Annotated in this window: 14 protein-coding genes; 9 read left to right on the top strand and 5 right to left on the bottom strand. The window is 74.2% G+C overall.

Annotated elements, in window-relative coordinates; all coding sequences use genetic code 11:
- Positions 1 to 54 precede the first annotated feature (54 nt).
- Positions 55 to 660: a class I SAM-dependent methyltransferase gene (locus EV384_RS17750; RefSeq protein WP_130334793.1), complete on the top strand. Its 606-nt coding sequence runs from the start codon at positions 55 to 57 to the stop codon at positions 658 to 660.
- A 73-nt stretch (positions 661 to 733) separates the two neighbouring features.
- On the opposite strand, the gene eccB is transcribed toward EV384_RS17750, so the two are convergent.
- On the bottom strand, positions 734 to 2,119 hold the full coding sequence (gene eccB, locus EV384_RS17745; RefSeq protein WP_130334791.1) for a type VII secretion protein EccB: 1,386 nt from the start codon (positions 2,117 to 2,119) through the stop codon (positions 734 to 736).
- A 177-nt stretch (positions 2,120 to 2,296) separates the two neighbouring features.
- Here eccB and EV384_RS17740 point away from each other — a divergent pair, with 177 nt between their 5' ends.
- From EV384_RS17740 to EV384_RS17720, 5 genes are all read left to right on the top strand, one after another.
- Positions 2,297 to 2,566, top strand: a complete 270-nt coding sequence (locus tag EV384_RS17740) for a metal-sensitive transcriptional regulator (protein ID WP_130334789.1) — start codon at positions 2,297 to 2,299, stop codon at positions 2,564 to 2,566.
- 131 nt (positions 2,567 to 2,697) lie between these two features.
- Entirely contained in the window at positions 2,698 to 4,098 is a 1,401-nt protein-coding gene (locus EV384_RS17735) for an MBL fold metallo-hydrolase (RefSeq protein ID WP_130334787.1), read from the top strand.
- 88 nt (positions 4,099 to 4,186) lie between these two features.
- Positions 4,187 to 4,792 carry a rhodanese-like domain-containing protein gene (locus EV384_RS17730; protein WP_130334785.1) on the top strand — a complete coding sequence of 202 codons (606 nt, stop codon included), beginning with the start codon at positions 4,187 to 4,189 and terminating at the stop codon, positions 4,790 to 4,792.
- The gene (locus EV384_RS17725) at positions 4,789 to 5,697 is read left to right on the top strand and encodes a sulfite exporter TauE/SafE family protein (protein ID WP_130334783.1); all 909 of its coding nucleotides are present in this window, start codon (positions 4,789 to 4,791) and stop codon (positions 5,695 to 5,697) included. The genes EV384_RS17730 and EV384_RS17725 overlap by 4 nt, the downstream gene beginning before the upstream one ends.
- Positions 5,636 to 6,244, top strand: coding sequence for a class I SAM-dependent methyltransferase (locus EV384_RS17720; RefSeq protein ID WP_130334781.1), 609 nt, complete (start codon positions 5,636 to 5,638; stop codon positions 6,242 to 6,244). The genes EV384_RS17725 and EV384_RS17720 overlap by 62 nt, the downstream gene beginning before the upstream one ends.
- A 37-nt stretch (positions 6,245 to 6,281) precedes the next feature.
- On the opposite strand, the gene EV384_RS17715 is transcribed toward EV384_RS17720, so the two are convergent.
- Positions 6,282 to 7,286 carry a zinc-binding dehydrogenase gene (locus tag EV384_RS17715; RefSeq protein WP_207232619.1) on the bottom strand — a complete coding sequence of 335 codons (1,005 nt, stop codon included), beginning with the start codon at positions 7,284 to 7,286 and terminating at the stop codon, positions 6,282 to 6,284.
- A gap of 168 nt (positions 7,287 to 7,454) precedes the next feature.
- Here EV384_RS17715 and EV384_RS17710 point away from each other — a divergent pair, with 168 nt between their 5' ends.
- Positions 7,455 to 8,168, top strand: a complete 714-nt coding sequence (locus EV384_RS17710; RefSeq protein WP_130334777.1) for a polyamine aminopropyltransferase — start codon at positions 7,455 to 7,457, stop codon at positions 8,166 to 8,168.
- A gap of 103 nt (positions 8,169 to 8,271) precedes the next feature.
- Positions 8,272 to 9,954, top strand: coding sequence for a long-chain-fatty-acid--CoA ligase (locus EV384_RS17705; RefSeq protein ID WP_130334775.1), 1,683 nt, complete (start codon positions 8,272 to 8,274; stop codon positions 9,952 to 9,954).
- 135 nt (positions 9,955 to 10,089) lie between these two features.
- On the opposite strand, the gene EV384_RS17700 is transcribed toward EV384_RS17705, so the two are convergent.
- The gene (locus tag EV384_RS17700) at positions 10,090 to 11,904 is read right to left on the bottom strand and encodes an acyl-CoA dehydrogenase (RefSeq protein WP_242624128.1); all 1,815 of its coding nucleotides are present in this window, start codon (positions 11,902 to 11,904) and stop codon (positions 10,090 to 10,092) included.
- Positions 11,905 to 11,929: 25 nt separating this feature from the next.
- On the bottom strand, positions 11,930 to 13,384 hold the full coding sequence (locus EV384_RS17695; RefSeq protein ID WP_130334771.1) for an ATP-binding protein: 1,455 nt from the start codon (positions 13,382 to 13,384) through the stop codon (positions 11,930 to 11,932).
- 283 nt (positions 13,385 to 13,667) lie between these two features.
- Here EV384_RS17695 and EV384_RS17690 point away from each other — a divergent pair, with 283 nt between their 5' ends.
- Positions 13,668 to 14,351, top strand: a complete 684-nt coding sequence (locus tag EV384_RS17690; protein ID WP_242624127.1) for an esterase/lipase family protein — start codon at positions 13,668 to 13,670, stop codon at positions 14,349 to 14,351.
- Positions 14,352 to 14,483: 132 nt separating this feature from the next.
- On the opposite strand, the gene EV384_RS17685 is transcribed toward EV384_RS17690, so the two are convergent.
- Entirely contained in the window at positions 14,484 to 15,623 is a 1,140-nt protein-coding gene (locus EV384_RS17685; protein WP_130334769.1) for a fatty acid desaturase family protein, read from the bottom strand.
- Positions 15,624 to 15,627: the final 4 nt, after the last annotated feature.

Raw genomic sequence — 15,627 nt, 5'->3', positions numbered from 1 at the left:
CGCCCGGCCACCCCAGCCGGCTCCCGGCGACGAAGATCCGGTTACCGTGGCCCCATGAGCAAGCCGACCCGTTGGGTGACCGAGACGAAGCCCGGGCACTCGCAGTGGTACATCGACCGGTTCCGCCGCCTCGCCGCCGAGGGGGCGGACCTGGCCGGTGAGGCGCGCCTGCTGGACGCGCTGGTGCCGCCGGGCGCCCGCATCCTGGACGCGGGCAGCGGCACCGGGCGGGTGGGCGCCGCGCTGGCCGCCCGGGGACACGCCGTGGTCGGGGTCGACGCCGACCCGGCGCTGGTGGAGGCCGCCCGCGCCGACCACCCCGGGCCGCGCTGGCTGGTCGGCGACCTGGCCGTGCTGGACCTCGCCGCTCAGGACGAGGCGGAGCCCTTCGACGCGGCGGTGATCGCCGGCAACGTGATGGCGTTCGTCGCACCCGGCACCGAACGGGCGGTGCTGACCCGGGTCGCCGCCCACGTCCGCCCGGACGGCATCGTGGTGGTCGGCTTCGGTACCGACCGGGGCTATCCGCTGACCGACTTCGACGCCGACGCGGTCGCCGCCGGGCTGCGGCTGGAGCACCGCTTCGCCACCTGGGACCTGCGCCCGTGGCGGGACGATGCCGGCTTCGCGATCAGCGTCCTGCGCCGCCCGGCCGGCTGAGCCCGGCGCACCGGGCTGGCCGGCCCCGGGCGGGTGGGCCCGGGCGCCCGATGTCTGGCGGATGGGCCCGAGGTCAGGCCGGGGCGGCGACCGCGCGGGCGGAGGCGGGGTCGAGCGGGCTGCCCGCCGGGACCAGGCTGACCAGGCTCGCCGGCAGCCGCACCGGGCGGACGCCGGAGTAGCCGAGCATGCCGAGCACCGCGCCGTCGGCGAGCACGTACCGCCGGCCCAGGTCGGTGACCACGGAGACCGCGCCGCCGGACGCGCCCGGCGCCGCCGCCGCCTCCACCACCGCGCCGCGCCCGGGCTCGACCACCACCTGGTCGGCGAGGACACCGCCCCGGCCGGCCGGGGTCCGCGCGGCGGCGGCGAGGTCCGGCGGGGTGCCGCCCACCCGCACGTCGCGTACGCCGGTGTCGTCGCCGACCCGGACGCAGACCGCGCCGCCGTCGACGGTCGCCAGCCGGGGCGGGGCGGGGGGCGGCGCGGTCGGCCCGCTGGGGACCCGGTCGGGCAGCTTGGGCAGGGCGGCGAACCGGCCCAGGGTGATCGGCTTCGGCTCGCCCTGGCCGGTGCGGGCGAGCAGCAGCCCGGCCTGGAGTTCGGTGATGCCGGCCAGGCCGTCCCGCTCGGCCACCGCGTACTGCCGGCCGCCGCCGGAGTTGCGCACCAGGTAGACGTCGCCGACGGTGGCGCCGGTGACCCCGGCGGAGCGGTCGCCGAGGCCGCGTACCGTCGGCGGGGCCAGGTCGGCGCCGGCCGGCACGGTGTTGAGCAGAGCGGGCGCCACCGGCACCGCCCGCTCCCGGGTCGCGGCCAGCGCCGCCAGCACCCGGTCGGTGTCGCGGAGCAGGTAGCGCCGGTCGTGCCAGAGCAGGTGCAGGCTGCCGTCCGGGTGCCGCAGCAGCAGACCCTGCTCGCCGAGGGCGCGACCGCCGGTGGCGTCCCGGCCGATCAGCAGCGCGGAGCGCGGCTCGGTCCGCCCGGCCTCGGTCGAGCTGACCGAGCAGACCGTCCACGGCGCGGTGGAGAGCCGACCGGGCGCGGGGAGCGAGTCCGGCGCGTCGGCGATGCCCAGCGGCAGCCCGCGCGGCACGCCCTCGATCGAGCGCCGGGAGACCAGCACGGTCTTCGGCCGGTCGGCGCCGATGATGAGCAGGGCGGAGGCGTAGTTGAGCACCGGGTGCAGCCGCTGCTCACGGTAGACGAACCGGGCGCCGGACTCCTTCTCCACGATCACCGCGCCGGAGTCTCGCCAGGAGCTGCCGCCACCGGCGAAGAGGCCGTAGAGGGCGAAGCCGCCGAGGCCGATCACCGCGACCAGCACGCTGGCCAGGCCCGCGCCGGCCAGCCGCCGGAACGGCGACTGGACGGGGTCGGTCTCCCGCATCACCAGCGCGGCGACCGCCCGCTGCACGGTGAACTGGTACGAGTGGAGCTGGTCCTGCCGCGACGGCATGCGGTCCCTTCCCTGAATCGGTCGGGGCACAGGATAAGCGCTCCGTCGATGTGTCGAGGACCCTGCGTCGCCATTCGGCGCCCAATGGGCGTTTCAGGCGGCCGGGCCGAATACCCTCAGGGGTATGTGGCGGGACGGCTACCCCCGGGGGTATGTTGAAGCGCAGGAGGTGGCGCGGTGAAGCTACGACCGGAGATGACCGGCGAGGCGTTGACCCGGCTCAAGCGGGCCCGGGGGCAACTCAACGCGGTGATCGAGATGATGGAGAGCGGGCAGGACTGCCGGGAGGCGCTGACCCAGCTCGCCGCCGTGTCCAAGGCGATCGACCGGGCCGGCTTCAAGATCATCGCGTCGGGGATGCGGCACTGCAACGCCGCGCGGGAGCGTGGCGAGACCCCGGAGATGACCGAGGAGGAGCTCGAGAAGCTCTTCCTCTCCCTCGCCTGACCGACGACCGTACGACCTGACGCCCGCGCCGTGTGAACCCGGCGCGGGCGGGTAGGCGCACCCCGCGACCCGGGCGGACGTCTACCTGCCCTATACCCCCCGGGGTATCAGACAGCGAAGGAGAACCGAACATGACCGCCGAGGTGTCCGTGATCACCACGTCCTCGTTGGGCGACCGGAGCTACCTGGCCAGCGACGGCACGATCGCGCTGGTGGTCGACCCGCAGCGCGACATCGACCGGGTGCTGCGCCTGGCGGGCGAGCAGGGCGTCCGGATCACTCACGTGCTGGAGACCCACGTACACAACGACTACGTCTCCGGCGGGCTGCACCTCGCCCGGGTGACCGGCGCGCAGTACCTGGTCGCCGCCGCCGACGACGTCCGGTTCGACCGGGTGGGGGTCGCCGACGGCGACACCGTCGCCGTGGGGGACTCGCTGCGCCTGCGGGTGGTCGGCACGCCCGGCCACACCTTCCACCACCTGTCGTACGTACTCGACGAGGCGACCGACGCCGGCTGGTGGCCGGTCGGCGTCTTCACCGGCGGCTCGCTGCTCTTCGGCACCACCGGCCGCACCGACCTGCTCGGCGAGCAGCACGCCCACGAGCTGGCCCACCACCAGCACGCCTCGGCACGCCGGCTCGCCGACCTGCTGCCCGACGGGGCGCAGGTATGGCCGACGCACGGCTTCGGCAGCTTCTGCTCGGCAGCCCAGGCCGACGCCCCCGAGTCGACCATCGGCCGGGAGAAGCAGGCCAACCCGGTGCTCCGCCTCGCCGCCGACGAGTTCGTCACCGAGACCCTCGCCGGACTGGACGCCTACCCGGCGTACTACGCGCACATGGGGGTGGCGAACGCCGCCGGTCCGGCGCCCGTCGACCTGACCCCGGTGACCCGGGCCGACGCCGGGCAGCTGCGGGACCGGATCGCCGCCGGCGAGTGGGTGGTCGACCTGCGCACCCGCAAGGCGTACGCCGCCTCGCACCTGGCCGGCACGGTCAGCCTCGGCCTCGACGGGCCGATGTCCACCTGGCTCGGCTGGCTGATCGACTGGGGCACCCCGGTCACCCTGCTGGCCGAGACGCCCGAGCAGGTCGCCGACGCCCAGCGCGAGCTGGTCCGGATCGGAATCGACCGGCCCGCCGCCCAGGCCACCGGCGAGCCCGCGCAGTGGGCGGTCGAGCCCGCCCAGCTGCGCGAGCTGCGGATGGCCGACTTCCCGGCGCTGGCCGCCGCACGCGCGGGCAACCTGTCCGCCGGCCTGCCCGCCCCCGACGTGGTGCTGGACGTGCGGATGACCTACGAGTGGCGGGCCGGCCACGTCGACGGGGCCGTGCACGTCCCACTACCCGACCTCCCGCGCCGGCTGGCCGACGTCCCGCCGGGCGTGGTCTGGGTGCACTGCGGCTCCGGCTACCGGGCCACGGCAGCGGCGTCCCTGCTCGCCAACGCCGGCCGCGAGGTCGTCGTCATCGACGACAAGTTCGGCAACGCCGAGGCGGCGGGCGTCGCCATGGCCGAGAAGCCCTGACCCGGCTGCGACACCGGCCGGCGCGGCTCCGCGCCGGCCGGTCCCACCCTGCCCGCCGACAACGGTGTTGCGCCACGAACGAGGAGACATGAGCACTTCCGAGACCACCCGCCCCGCCACGCTCGACGCCGGCGCCCTGCGCGAGCTGATCGACTCGGGCCAGGGGCCCCGACTGCTCGACGTGCGCACCCCCGCCGAGTTCGAGACGTCCCACATCCCCGGCGCCTACAACGTCCCGCTGGACCTGCTCCGGGAGCACCGCGAGGAGCTGCGCAACCACCTGGCCGAGGACGTGGTGCTGATCTGCCGCTCCGGCGCCCGCGCCACCCAGGCCGGACAGGCCCTCGCCGGGGCCGGACTGCCGAACCTCAAGATCCTCGACGGCGGCATGCTGGCCTGGCAGGCCGCCAGCGCGCCGGTCAAGCAGGGCGCACCCCGCTGGGACCTGGAACGGCAGGTCCGCCTCGTCGCCGGCTCGATCGTCCTGGTCAGCATCCTGGCCTCGGTCTTCGTGCCCGGTCTCAAGTGGATCGCCGGGTTCATCGGCGCCGGCCTCACCTTCGCCGCGGTGACCAACACCTGCGCGATGGGCATGCTGCTCGGCAAGCTGCCGTACAACCGGGGCACCAGCTGCGACCTGGACACGATCGTCGGTCAGTTGCGCGACGGCACGGCCGCCGGGCGGCGGGCATGACCGCGAGCATCCTGCTGACCGTCGGGCTGGCCGTGCTGATCGGGATCAGCCTGGGCCTGCTCGGCGGCGGCGGGTCCATCCTCGCCGTGCCGCTGCTGGTCTACGTCGCCGACCTGCCGGCCAAGGAGGCGATCGCCACCTCGCTGCTCGTCGTCGGCGCCACCAGCGCGGTGGGTGTCCTGCCGCACGTCCGGGCGGGACGGGTCCGCTGGCGCACCGGCCTGATCTTCGGCTTCGCCGGCATGACCGGCGCCTACGCGGGCGGTCGCCTGGCCGAGTTCGTCCCGGCCGGGTTCCTGCTCACCGGGTTCGCGGTGATGATGCTGGCCACCGCGGTCGCGATGATCCGGGGCCGGCGCGCCGCCGAGGGCCGACCGGTGCCGCACGAGCTTCCCGTGCTGCGGGTGATCCTCGACGGGGTGGTGGTCGGGCTGGTCACCGGCCTGGTCGGCGCCGGCGGCGGCTTCCTGGTGGTGCCCGCGCTCGCCCTGCTCGGCGGCCTGCCGATGCCGGTCGCGGTCGGCACCTCCCTGGTCGTCATCGCGATGAAGTCCTTCGCCGGCCTGGCCGGCTACCTCTCCAGCATGAGCATCAACTGGGGCCTGGCCGCCGCGGTGACCGTCGCCGCCATCGCCGGCAGCTTCGCCGGTGGGCGGCTCGCCGGGCGCATCCCTGCCGACCTCCTGCGCAGGTCGTTCGGCTGGCTCGTCGTGGTGATGGGCGTCTTCGTCCTCGCCCAGCAGCTCCCCGCCGAGCTGGGTCTGGGGCTGGCGGTGACGGCGGCGCTCGCGCTGACCGGTACGGTCGCGGTGGTGGTGCGGCGCCGCCGGAGGGAGATGCACAGTGGACAGCAGCGCCTGGGACACCCGGTACGCCAACACGCCGGGTCTGGTGTGGAGCGCTGAACCCAACCGCTTCGTCGTCGAGTCGGTCGCCGGGCTGGACCCCGGCAGCGCGCTCGACCTGGCGGCCGGCGAGGGCCGCAACGCGGTCTGGCTGGCCGGCCAGGGCTGGCGGGTCACCGCCGTGGACTTCTCCCCGGTGGCCGTCGAGCGGGGCCGCGAGCTGGCCAGCCGGCGGGGCGTACCAGTCGAGTGGCGGGTCGCGGACGTGACCGCCTACCGGCCGGTCCCGGGCAGCTACGACCTGGTCCTGATCAGCTACCTGCACCTGCCCGCCGAGGAGTTGGCCGGGGTGCTCGCCGCCGCCCGCAACGCGCTGCGGCCGGGCGGCACGATCGTCGTCGTCGGTCACGACCGGGCAAACCTCGACCGCGGGACGGGCGGACCGCAGGACCCGGCGATCCTGCTCACCCCCGAGTCGGTCGTGGACGGGCTCGCCGGGTTGCGGATCCAGCGGGCCGAGACCGCCCGCCGGCCGGTGCCCACCGACGACGGCGGCAGCGTGGACGCCCTCGACACGGTGGTCGTGGCGGCCCGCCCCGTCGGCTGATCACGCACCGGCCCGTGGCGCGCGTCCGGCCGACCGGTCACGGGCGCAGGATGAGCCGGATCGGGTCGCCCTCCTTGTCGTGGACCCGCCGCACCGCCTCCGCGGCGTCGGTCAGGGGCAGCACGTCGCTGACCGAGGCGGTCAGGTCGAGCCGTCCCCGAGCGGCGAGCGACACCAGTTGCGCGACGTGTTCCGCCTCCGAGCCGTAGTGGCCGAGCACGGCCTGCCCCAGGTAGTTGAACCGGCTGTCCGACGGGATGGTCACCTGCTGGCTGGCGATGCCGGTGAGCACCAGCCGCCCGCGCGGCCCGAGCACCGTCAGGGCTTGCTCGCGGACCGGGGTGACGCCGGCGAAGTCGAACGCGACGTCCAGACCGCGCGCGTTGGTCAACTCCAGCACGGCGTCCCGGAAGCCGACGTCCTTGGGGTTCAGGGCCACGTCGGCGCCGAGCATCAGCGCCCGGTCCCGGGCCGCCGGCAGCGGATCCACGGCGACGACCGGGGCAGCGCCCACCAGCAGGAGCAACTGCACCGCGTGCGCGCCGAGGCCCCCGACGCCCCAGACCCCGACCGCCTCCGCCGGACGGACACGGGCGGTGTCGGTCACCGCCGCCCACGGGGTGGAGACCGCGTCAGGGATGATGCAGGCGTGCTCGAACGGCAGCGCGTCGGGAATCAGCACAACGGTGTCCTCGCGGGCCAGCGCGTACTCGGCCCAGCCGCCGTCGTAGTCGACGCCCCGGGTCAGCGCGGTACCGCGCCGGTCCCGCTCCCCCGCCTGGAGCAACACCCGCTGACCCGGCTGCCAGCCTTCGACGCCCTCGCCCAGGGCGTCGATCACGCCGGCCACCTCGTGGCCCAGCGTGACCACGTCGCCGGGCAGGTGGAGCGGGGTGAGGGTGCCGTCGATCAGGTGCACGTCCGACAGGCACACCCCGGCGGCGGCAACCCTGATCCGGACCTGCCCGCGGCCCGGCTCGGGCACCGGCACCGACTCCATCCGCAACGCCCGCCCGGTCACATGCAACCGTCCCGCCAGCATCTCCGCCACCGCGCTCCCCTTCCGCCGACACCATCGACCGGGTGGCTTACCCGGGTCGGGCCGGGGGATGCCGGCGGCGGCGGAATTGCCCGACGCGGCCGGGATCGTCCGGCGGCGGGCCGACGGGCCGGTAGCATCCGGTGACGGAACCGGCGGAGAGGACCACCCGTGGGCGCGCGATTCGAAGAACTGGCCTGGCGGGAGACCCCGATCGGCGAGATCAGCCTGCGCCGGCGTCGCGACCCTTCGCTCGACGTCGACGTGTACGAGGTGAAGCTCGACGACGAGTTCCTGATGTCCAGCCTCTTCCCGGTCGCGGAGATCGAACTCGCCCGGCTCGGGCTGGCCACGCTCGAGGGCGACGCCCTGGACGTGGTGGTCGGCGGGCTGGGCCTCGGCTACACCGCGCGGACCGCGTTGGAGGACCCGCGGGTCCGCTCGCTGGTGGTGGTGGAGGCCATCGAGGACGTGATCGACTGGCACCGTCGGGACCTGCTCCCCTTCACCGCCGGGCTGGCCACCGATCCGCGTACCCGGTTCGTCCGGGCCGACTTCTTCGCCGCCGTCGCCGACGGGGCCGGGTTCGACCCCGACGCGCCGGGACGCCGCTTCCACGCCGTGCTGCTCGACGTCGACCACTCGCCGCGCCAGGTGCTGCACCCCAGCCACGCCGACTTCTACACCGTCGCTGGGCTGCGCCGGCTCGCCGACCTCCTGCACCGCGACGGGGTCTTCGCGCTCTGGTCGAACGACCCGCCCGACCCGGCGTTCCAGCGGGTGCTCACCGAGGTGTTCCCGACCTCGGTGGCGCACGTCGTCCGGTTCCCCAACCCGTTGCAGGGGCGGGAGTCCGCGAACACCGTCTACGTCGCCCGGCACTGACCCCTGGCCCCGGACCTTCCGTTAACCTACGGGACCGTAGGTTACTGGCCCGTAAGTTAGGCTGGGCGTGGCGCCACCCCCACCCAAGCGAGGAGAGACGGCGATGGACGCGACCGCGGAACGGCCCTGGACGCGCAGCTACGCCCCGGGCGTGCCGGCCACCATCGCCACCTCGGCGGAATCGCTGGTGGACCTGCTGACCGACGCCGGCCGGCGGTTCGGCTCCCGGGTGGCGCTGGACTTCTTCGGCGCCACCACCACGTACGCCGAGCTGGCCGCCCAGGTCGCCCGGGCCGCCGAGGCGCTGCGCCGGCTCGGCGTGACGCGCGGCGACCGGGTGGCGCTGGTCCTGCCGAACTGCCCCCAGCACGTCGTCGCCTTCTACGCGGTGCTGCGCCTCGGCGCGGTGGTGGTCGAGCACAACCCGCTCTACACGGCGCAGGAGCTGGAGCACCAGCTCACCGACCACGGCGCCCGGGTCGCCGTGGTCTGGGACAAGGTCGCCCCGCTGGTCGTCGGCCGCGGGTCGGTGGAGACGGTCGTCGCGGTCGACCTGACCGGCGCGCTGCCCCCGCTCAAGCGCTGGGCGCTGCGGCTGCCGCTGCGCAAGGCCCGCGCCGCCCGGGCCGCGATGACCGCGCCGGCGCCCGGCACGATCTCCTGGGCGGAGCTGGTCGCCGCCGCCGGCCCCCTCCCGGCCGACCATCCGGCGCCCGGCGCGGACGACACCGCGCTGCTCCAGTACACCGGCGGCACCACCGGCACCCCGAAGGGCGCCATCCTCACCCACCGCAACCTGCGGGCCAACGCGGCGCAGGGCCGCGCCTGGGTGCCGGGCCTGCGCGACGGCGAGGAGACGGTGTACGCCGTCCTGCCGCTCTTCCACGCGTACGGGCTGACGCTGTGCCTCACCTTCTCGGTGGGGATCGGCGCCACCCTGGTGCTCTTCCCCCGGTTCGACCTCGAGCAGGTCCTCGACGCGGTACGCCGCCGCCCGCCGACCTTCCTGCCCGCCGTGCCGCCGATCTACGAGCGGCTCGCCATCGCCGCCCGAGAGCGCGACATCGACCTCAGCTCCGTTCGGTACGCCATCTCCGGGGCGATGGCGCTGCCGCCGGCCACCGTGGAGCTCTGGGAGTCGGTCACCGGCGGCCTGCTCGTCGAGGGGTACGGCATGACCGAGAGCTCCCCGATCACCCTGGGCAACCCGGTCTCCCCGGCCCGCCGGCCCGGCACCGTCGGCGTGCCCTTCCCGTCCACCGAGATCCGCATCGTCGATCCGGAGGACCCGACCCGGGACCGACCCCCGGGCGAGGCCGGTGAGCTGCTGGTCCGCGGCCCGCAGGTCTTCGCCGGCTACTGGGGACGCCCCGAGGAGACGGCGGCGGTGCTGCTGCCGGGCGGTTGGCTGCGTACCGGCGACGTGGTGACGATGGACCCGGACGGCTTCGTCACCGTGGTGGACCGGATCAAGGAGCTGATCATCACCGGCGGCTTCAACGTCTACCCGTCCGAGGTCGAGGAGGCGCTGCGCCGGGTGCCGGGGGTGCGCGACGCGGCGGCGGTCGGCCTGCCCGGCGAGCGCGGCGGCGAGGAGGTCGTGGCCGTGGTCGTGCTGGACCCGGCGGCCGTCACCGCCCCCGAAGACGTCCGTTCCGGCTGCCGGCAGCACCTCGCCGGCTACAAGGTGCCCCGCCGGGTCGTCGTGGTGGAGGACCTGCCCCGGTCCCAGATCGGCAAGGTGCTCCGCCGCGAGGTCCGCGACCGGCTGCTCGCCGGGGACTGACCGGGCCGGGCCGGCGTGCTGGGCTGGCGCGCGGCGCGCGGCGTGGCGGCGCGCGGCTCCCCGCCGCCCGGTGGACGATGCCGGCGGACGCCCCGGCGGTCCGTCCCGGGCCGCCGGGCACGCCCCGGCGGTCGGTCAGAACCAGCTTTCCCGGGTGTCCAGGGTCGTCCGGTCGAGGCTCTCCAGCAGGTCGAACTGCGGTCCGGTGCGGGGCAGCTCGTGGCGAAAGAAGTACCGGGCCGCCTGGCGCTTGCCGGCGAGGAAGTCGGCGTCCGGCCCGTCCGGGGCACCGGCTGCCTCGACGACGAGCAGCTGCTCCAGCCACATCCAGGCGATCACGACGTGGCCGACCGCCTCCAGGTAGACGCTGGCGTTCGCCAGCGCCAGCTCCGGGTCGCCGGTGGCCCAGAGCCGGCGGGTCACCACGCCGACCCGGTCCACCGCCACGCCGAGCTGGGCGGCCAGCTCGGCCGCCTCCCCCTCGGCCTTCCAGGCCCGGCTGACCGTCGCGCCGATCGTCTCCAGCAGCAGCGCCAGCCCGGCGCCACCCTGCATGGTGGCCTTCCGGCCGAGCAGGTCCAGCGCCTGGATGCCGTGAGTGCCCTCGTGGATCGGGTTCAGCCGGTTGTCCCGCCAGTGCTGCTCGACGTCGTAGTCGCGGGTGTAGCCGGACCCGCCGTGCACCTGGATGGCCAGGTCGTTGGCGGCCAGGCACCACTGCGACGGCCAGCTCTTGGCGACCGGGGTGAGCATGTCCAGCAGCAGGTGGGCGCGATTGCGGTCGCCCTCGACGGGGGCGGTCTTCTCCTCGTCGAGCAGTCGGCCACAGTAGAGGATCAAGGCGAGCGCGCCCTCTACGTAGCTCTTCTGGGCCAGCAGCATCCGGCGGACGTCCGGGTGGGCGACGATCGGCACCTGCGGGGCGGTGGGATCCTTGTCGACGAGCGGCCGGCCCTGCGGGCGCTGGCGGGCGTACGCGACGGACTTGAGGTAGCCGGTGTAGCCGAGCGCGGTCGCGCCGGCGCCGACGCCGATCCGCGCCTCGTTCATCATGTGGAACATCTGCGCCAGACCCTGGTGCGGCTGCCCGACCAGGTAACCGACCGCGCCGGCCCGCCCGTACGGCCGGTGCACCCCCTCCCCGAAGTTGAGCAGGGTGTTGGTGGTGCCCCGGTAGCCCATCTTGTGGTTGAGGCCGACCAGCACCACGTCGTTGCGCGGCCCGAGGGCGCCGTCGGCGTCCAGGAGCACCTTGGGCACGATGAACAGCGAGATGCCCTTGACCCCGGGCGGGCCGCCGGGGATCCGGGCCAGCACCAGGTGGACGATGTTCTCGGCCAGCTCGTGGTCGCCCCCGGAGATCCACATCTTGGTGCCGACCAGCCGGTACGTCCCGTCGGGCTGCGGCTCGGCCCGGGTGGTGATGTCGGCGAGCGAGCTGCCGGCCTGCGGCTCGGACAGGCACATGGTGCCGAAGAAGCGCCCCTCCACCATCGGGCGTACCCAGGTGTCGATCTGCTCGGCGCTGCCATGGGTGAGCAGCAGGTTGGCGTTGCCCAGGGTGAGGAACGGGTAGGCGGCGGTGCCGACGTTGGCCGCCTGGAGCCACGCGAAGCAGGCGGCGGAGACGACGTGCGGCAGCTGCATCCCGCCGATCGACTCGTCCAGGCTGGCGGCCAGCAGCCCGGTCTGGGCGAAGACGTCGAGGGCCGCCTTGACCTGCGGGATGGTGTGCACCCGGCGCCCGTCGAAGGTCGGTTCGGCGGTGTCGGCGGCCCGGTTGTGGGGGGCGAAGTGCTCGGCGGCCACCCGGGCGGCGAGGTCCAGCACGTCGTCGAAGGTCTCCCGGGAGTGCTCGGCGTAGCGGGGCCGCTCGGTCAGCCGGGTCACGTCGAGCCAGTCGTGCAGCAGGAACGCCAGGTCGCGACGGGACAGCAGGGTGGACGACACGGGGGTCTCCTTCCGTCGGGCCGGCTCAGCCGCGGCGCAGCCCCGCGACGGCCTCTCGCAGGTCATCCTGGCTGATCGGGCCGGCCGGCGCACCCTCGGTCGCCTCCCGCATCGCCTTGGCCAGCTGCACCCGGCGCAGCACCTCGCGGATGTCGGCGCCGGTCAGGCCGGGGGTGAGCGCGGCCAGCTCGGCCGGGTCGACGTCGGCGGCGAACATCCGGAAGCCGGGCCCCTCGTGCCGCGCGATGAGTTCCCGGATCATCTTGGTGATGATCTCGGCGCGACCGGACTCGTCCGGGGCGGGGATGGCGAGCTTGATGTCGAAGCGTCCGGAGCGGATCAGCGAGGCGTCCACCCGCTGCGGAAAGTTGGTGGTGGCGACCACGATGACGTCGGGGTTCTCCTCGAACAGGGTGTTCATCTCCTGCTTGAAGATGCCGGCGACCGCGTTGACCGCCTGGCTGGCGGCGTCCCCGCCCGCCCCGGCGTAGTTGATGATGCTGTCGAACTCGTCGAAGAGCATCACGGTGGGCCGCCGGTAGCGGCGGGCCTCCCGGAAGATCTGCTTGATGTTGCGCTCCGAGCCGCCCAGGTACTTGTCGAGGATCTCCGGGGTGCGGATCTCGGTGAAGTCGGCGCCGATCTCGTTGGCCAGGGCCCGGGCCAGCATGGTCTTGCCGGTGCCGGGCGGGCCGTACATGAGGATGCCCTGCGGGCGGCGGGCGCCCCAGCGGGCCATCACCTGCGGGTGGCGGAAGGACACCGCGATCTCCCGGAACCGGGCGACCACCTCGGCCAGGCCGCCCACCTGGTCCAGGGTGACCGCCTCGGAGCGCGGCACGACCGACGCCGCCGCCGGGGCGGGTCGCCGGCCCACCGTGTAGGACCGGTCGCGCAGCGCGTCCTCCCCGACCAGCTCGCGCACCACGTGCAGCACCAGGCCCACCATCGCCCGCAGCTGAGCCGGGCCGGCCTCGGCGCTGGGCACGGCCGCGCGCAGGGTCACCGTCCGTCCGCCGTCGGCACCCTCGTCGTACGTCAGCTCGGGGTGCAGGCCGTGCGCGGCGGCCTCGCGCAGCGCCGCGGCCCCGGCCAGGTCCGCCCCGGTGCCGGCGCCGGCGGGCCGGAGCCCGAGCCGGCGCGACGCCTCGGCGAGGACCCCGCCGGACGTCGGGTCGGTGCTGGCCAGCCGGCGCGCGAGCAGCACCCCGGCCGGGCCGGCGACGCCCAGGGCCAGCAGCCCGACCGCGCGGCCGGCGGAGGTGCGGACCTCGGCGTCGAAGCGGTACGTGCCGTCGGCGGCCCGCACGGTGAGCCGGACGGCGCGCACCGGGGCGGGGAAGTCGGCGTCGGCGAGCAGCTCGACCGGGCCGGCCCCGGCCGCGGCGAGCAGCCCGGCGGCGTCGACGAGGGTGACCCGGGCCCCGAACAGGGGGTAGCTGTCGGCGCCCGGCCGGAGGTCGTGCCCGTTCTCCGTCATGGACCCACGTCCCTCCGCCGGCGGTGACCTTCCGAAAGTCTGCCAGCCACCCCCGACGGTCGCCACCGCTCGCCGCCGCCCGGGCAACGGGCGCGACCTCTCATCGATGTATTGACATCCGAAGGCAACCCGTCGGTAACATTCGCCCACCTCGGACGACGTGGGTCCCCCCGAACCCATGTCGTACCCCCCTCCGAGGTGCCGAACAGGCACGTGGACGGCTCGTGGGCGGCCCGTCGGCCGGCGGCGCCTCGCCCGTCTCCCCCGGAAGGACCCCACCCCCGTGACATCGCTCCTGACCAGATGGCTGCTCGCCCTCATGGTCGCCACCGCGACCCTGGTCGGCCTCCCCTCCCCCGCGCTGGCCGCCTCGTACACGCCGCCGAGCAACCCGATCCTGTTCGTGCACGGCTGGAACAGCAGCGCCTCCACCTGGAACACGATGATCAGCCGCTTCCGGGCCGACGGGTGGCCGTCGAGCCACCTGCGCGCGTTCTCCTACAACACCAGCCAGTCCAACGCCACCACGGCGCAGACGGTCAGTCAGGAGGTCGACAAGCTGCTGGCCGCCACCGGTGCGACCAGGGTGGACATCGTCACCCACTCGATGGGCGGGCTGTCGTCCCGCTACTACCTGAAGAACCTCGCCGGCAGCGGCAAGGTCGACCGCTGGGTCTCCCTCGGCGGCCCGAACCACGGCACCAGCTCGGCGAACACCTGCGTCAGCACCGCCTGCCTGGAGATGCGGGTCGGCTCGACCTTCCTCGCCACCCTCAACTCCGGCGACGAGACGCCCGGCGCCTTCGTCTACGGCACCTGGCGCTCCCGCTGCGACGGGGTCATCAACCCGGTGGACAGCACGATCCTCTCCGGCGCCAGCAACACCCAGACGGCCTGTGTCTTCCACACCAGCCTCCAGAACGACGCCACCATCTACGGCCAGGTGCGGGACTTCGTCAACCCGTGACGGCCGCCGCCCGGCGGTAGCGGACCACGCGCACCGGCCGGAACGACGCCGGCCCGGCCGGCCCGGACACCGAGAGATCGGCGTCGGGTCGGCCGGGCCGGCGGTGCGAGCGGTCCCGGGTCGGGCGACGGGTCAGGCCGCCCCGGAGGAGGCCAGCGCCGGGGCCACCGGCTGCCGCCGGTCGGTCCGGCGGTTCGGCAGCGAGAGCCGGATGACCTTCCACCAGGCGGAGGCGACCTGCTTGGGCAGCGGGCCGGTGGTGTACTTCAGCCCGTACCGGTCGAAGAGCGCGCGGACCTGCGGGGCGATCTCCTGGTAGCGGTTGCTCGGCAGGTCGGGGAAGAGGTGGTGCTCGATCTGGAACGACAGGTTGCCGGTCATGATGTGCATCAGCTTGCTGCCGCTGATGTTGGCCGAGCCGAGCATCTGCCGCAGGTACCACTCGCCCCGGGTCTCGCCCTCGATGGAGGTCTTCTCGAAGGTCTCCACCCCGTTCGGGAAGTGCCCGCACATGATCACCGAGTGGCTCCACACGTTGCGGATCAGGTTCGCGGTGAAGGTGGCCGCCAGGGTGCTGAGGAAGGACGGGCCGGACAGCAGCGGGTGCACGATGTAGTCCTTGAGCACCTGGCGACGGATCTTGCGACCGACCGCGCGGGCCCGGGCCCGGAACTCCGGGGCCTTGTGCCGGCCCTCGCGCAGGTTGTGGCCCAGTTCCAGGTCGTACGCGGCGATGCCGTACTGGAAGAAGCAGGCGTTGATCAGATTCCACAGCGGCTGGCCAAGGTGGACCGGGTGCCAGGGCTGGTCCTCGTCGACGCGCATGATGCCGTACCCGAGGTCGTTGTCCTTGCCGACCACGTTGGTGTACCGGTGGTGCAGCTGGTTGTGCGAGTGTTGCCACTGGTCGGGCGGGGAGACGTGGTCCCAGTCCCAGGTAGTGGAGTGGATCTTCGGGTCGCGCATCCAGTCCCACTGCCCGTGCAGGACGTTGTGACCGATCTCCATGTTGTCCAGGATCTTCGCCACCGCGAGGCCGGCGGTGCCCACGATCCAGGCCGGCGGGAAGAAGGAGAAGAGCAGCACCGCGCGGCTGCTCAGCTCCAGCGTCCGATGGGTCTTGATCACCTTGCGGATGTAGTGGGCGTCCCGCTCCCCCCGGTCGGCGATCACCCGGTCCCGGATGGCGTCCAGCTCCTTGCCGATGATCTCGATGTCCTCGGCGCTGAGGTGGGCGATCGGGTTGACGGCCTTCTTCTGGATGACGGTCACGTCG

It is taken from the genome of Micromonospora kangleipakensis (assembly GCF_004217615.1).
GTDB classification, from domain to species: Bacteria; Actinomycetota; Actinomycetes; order Mycobacteriales; family Micromonosporaceae; genus Micromonospora; species Micromonospora kangleipakensis.
The sequence above is the reverse complement of the archived record's forward strand: the minus strand, read 5'-3'. Positions and strand labels throughout refer to the sequence as shown.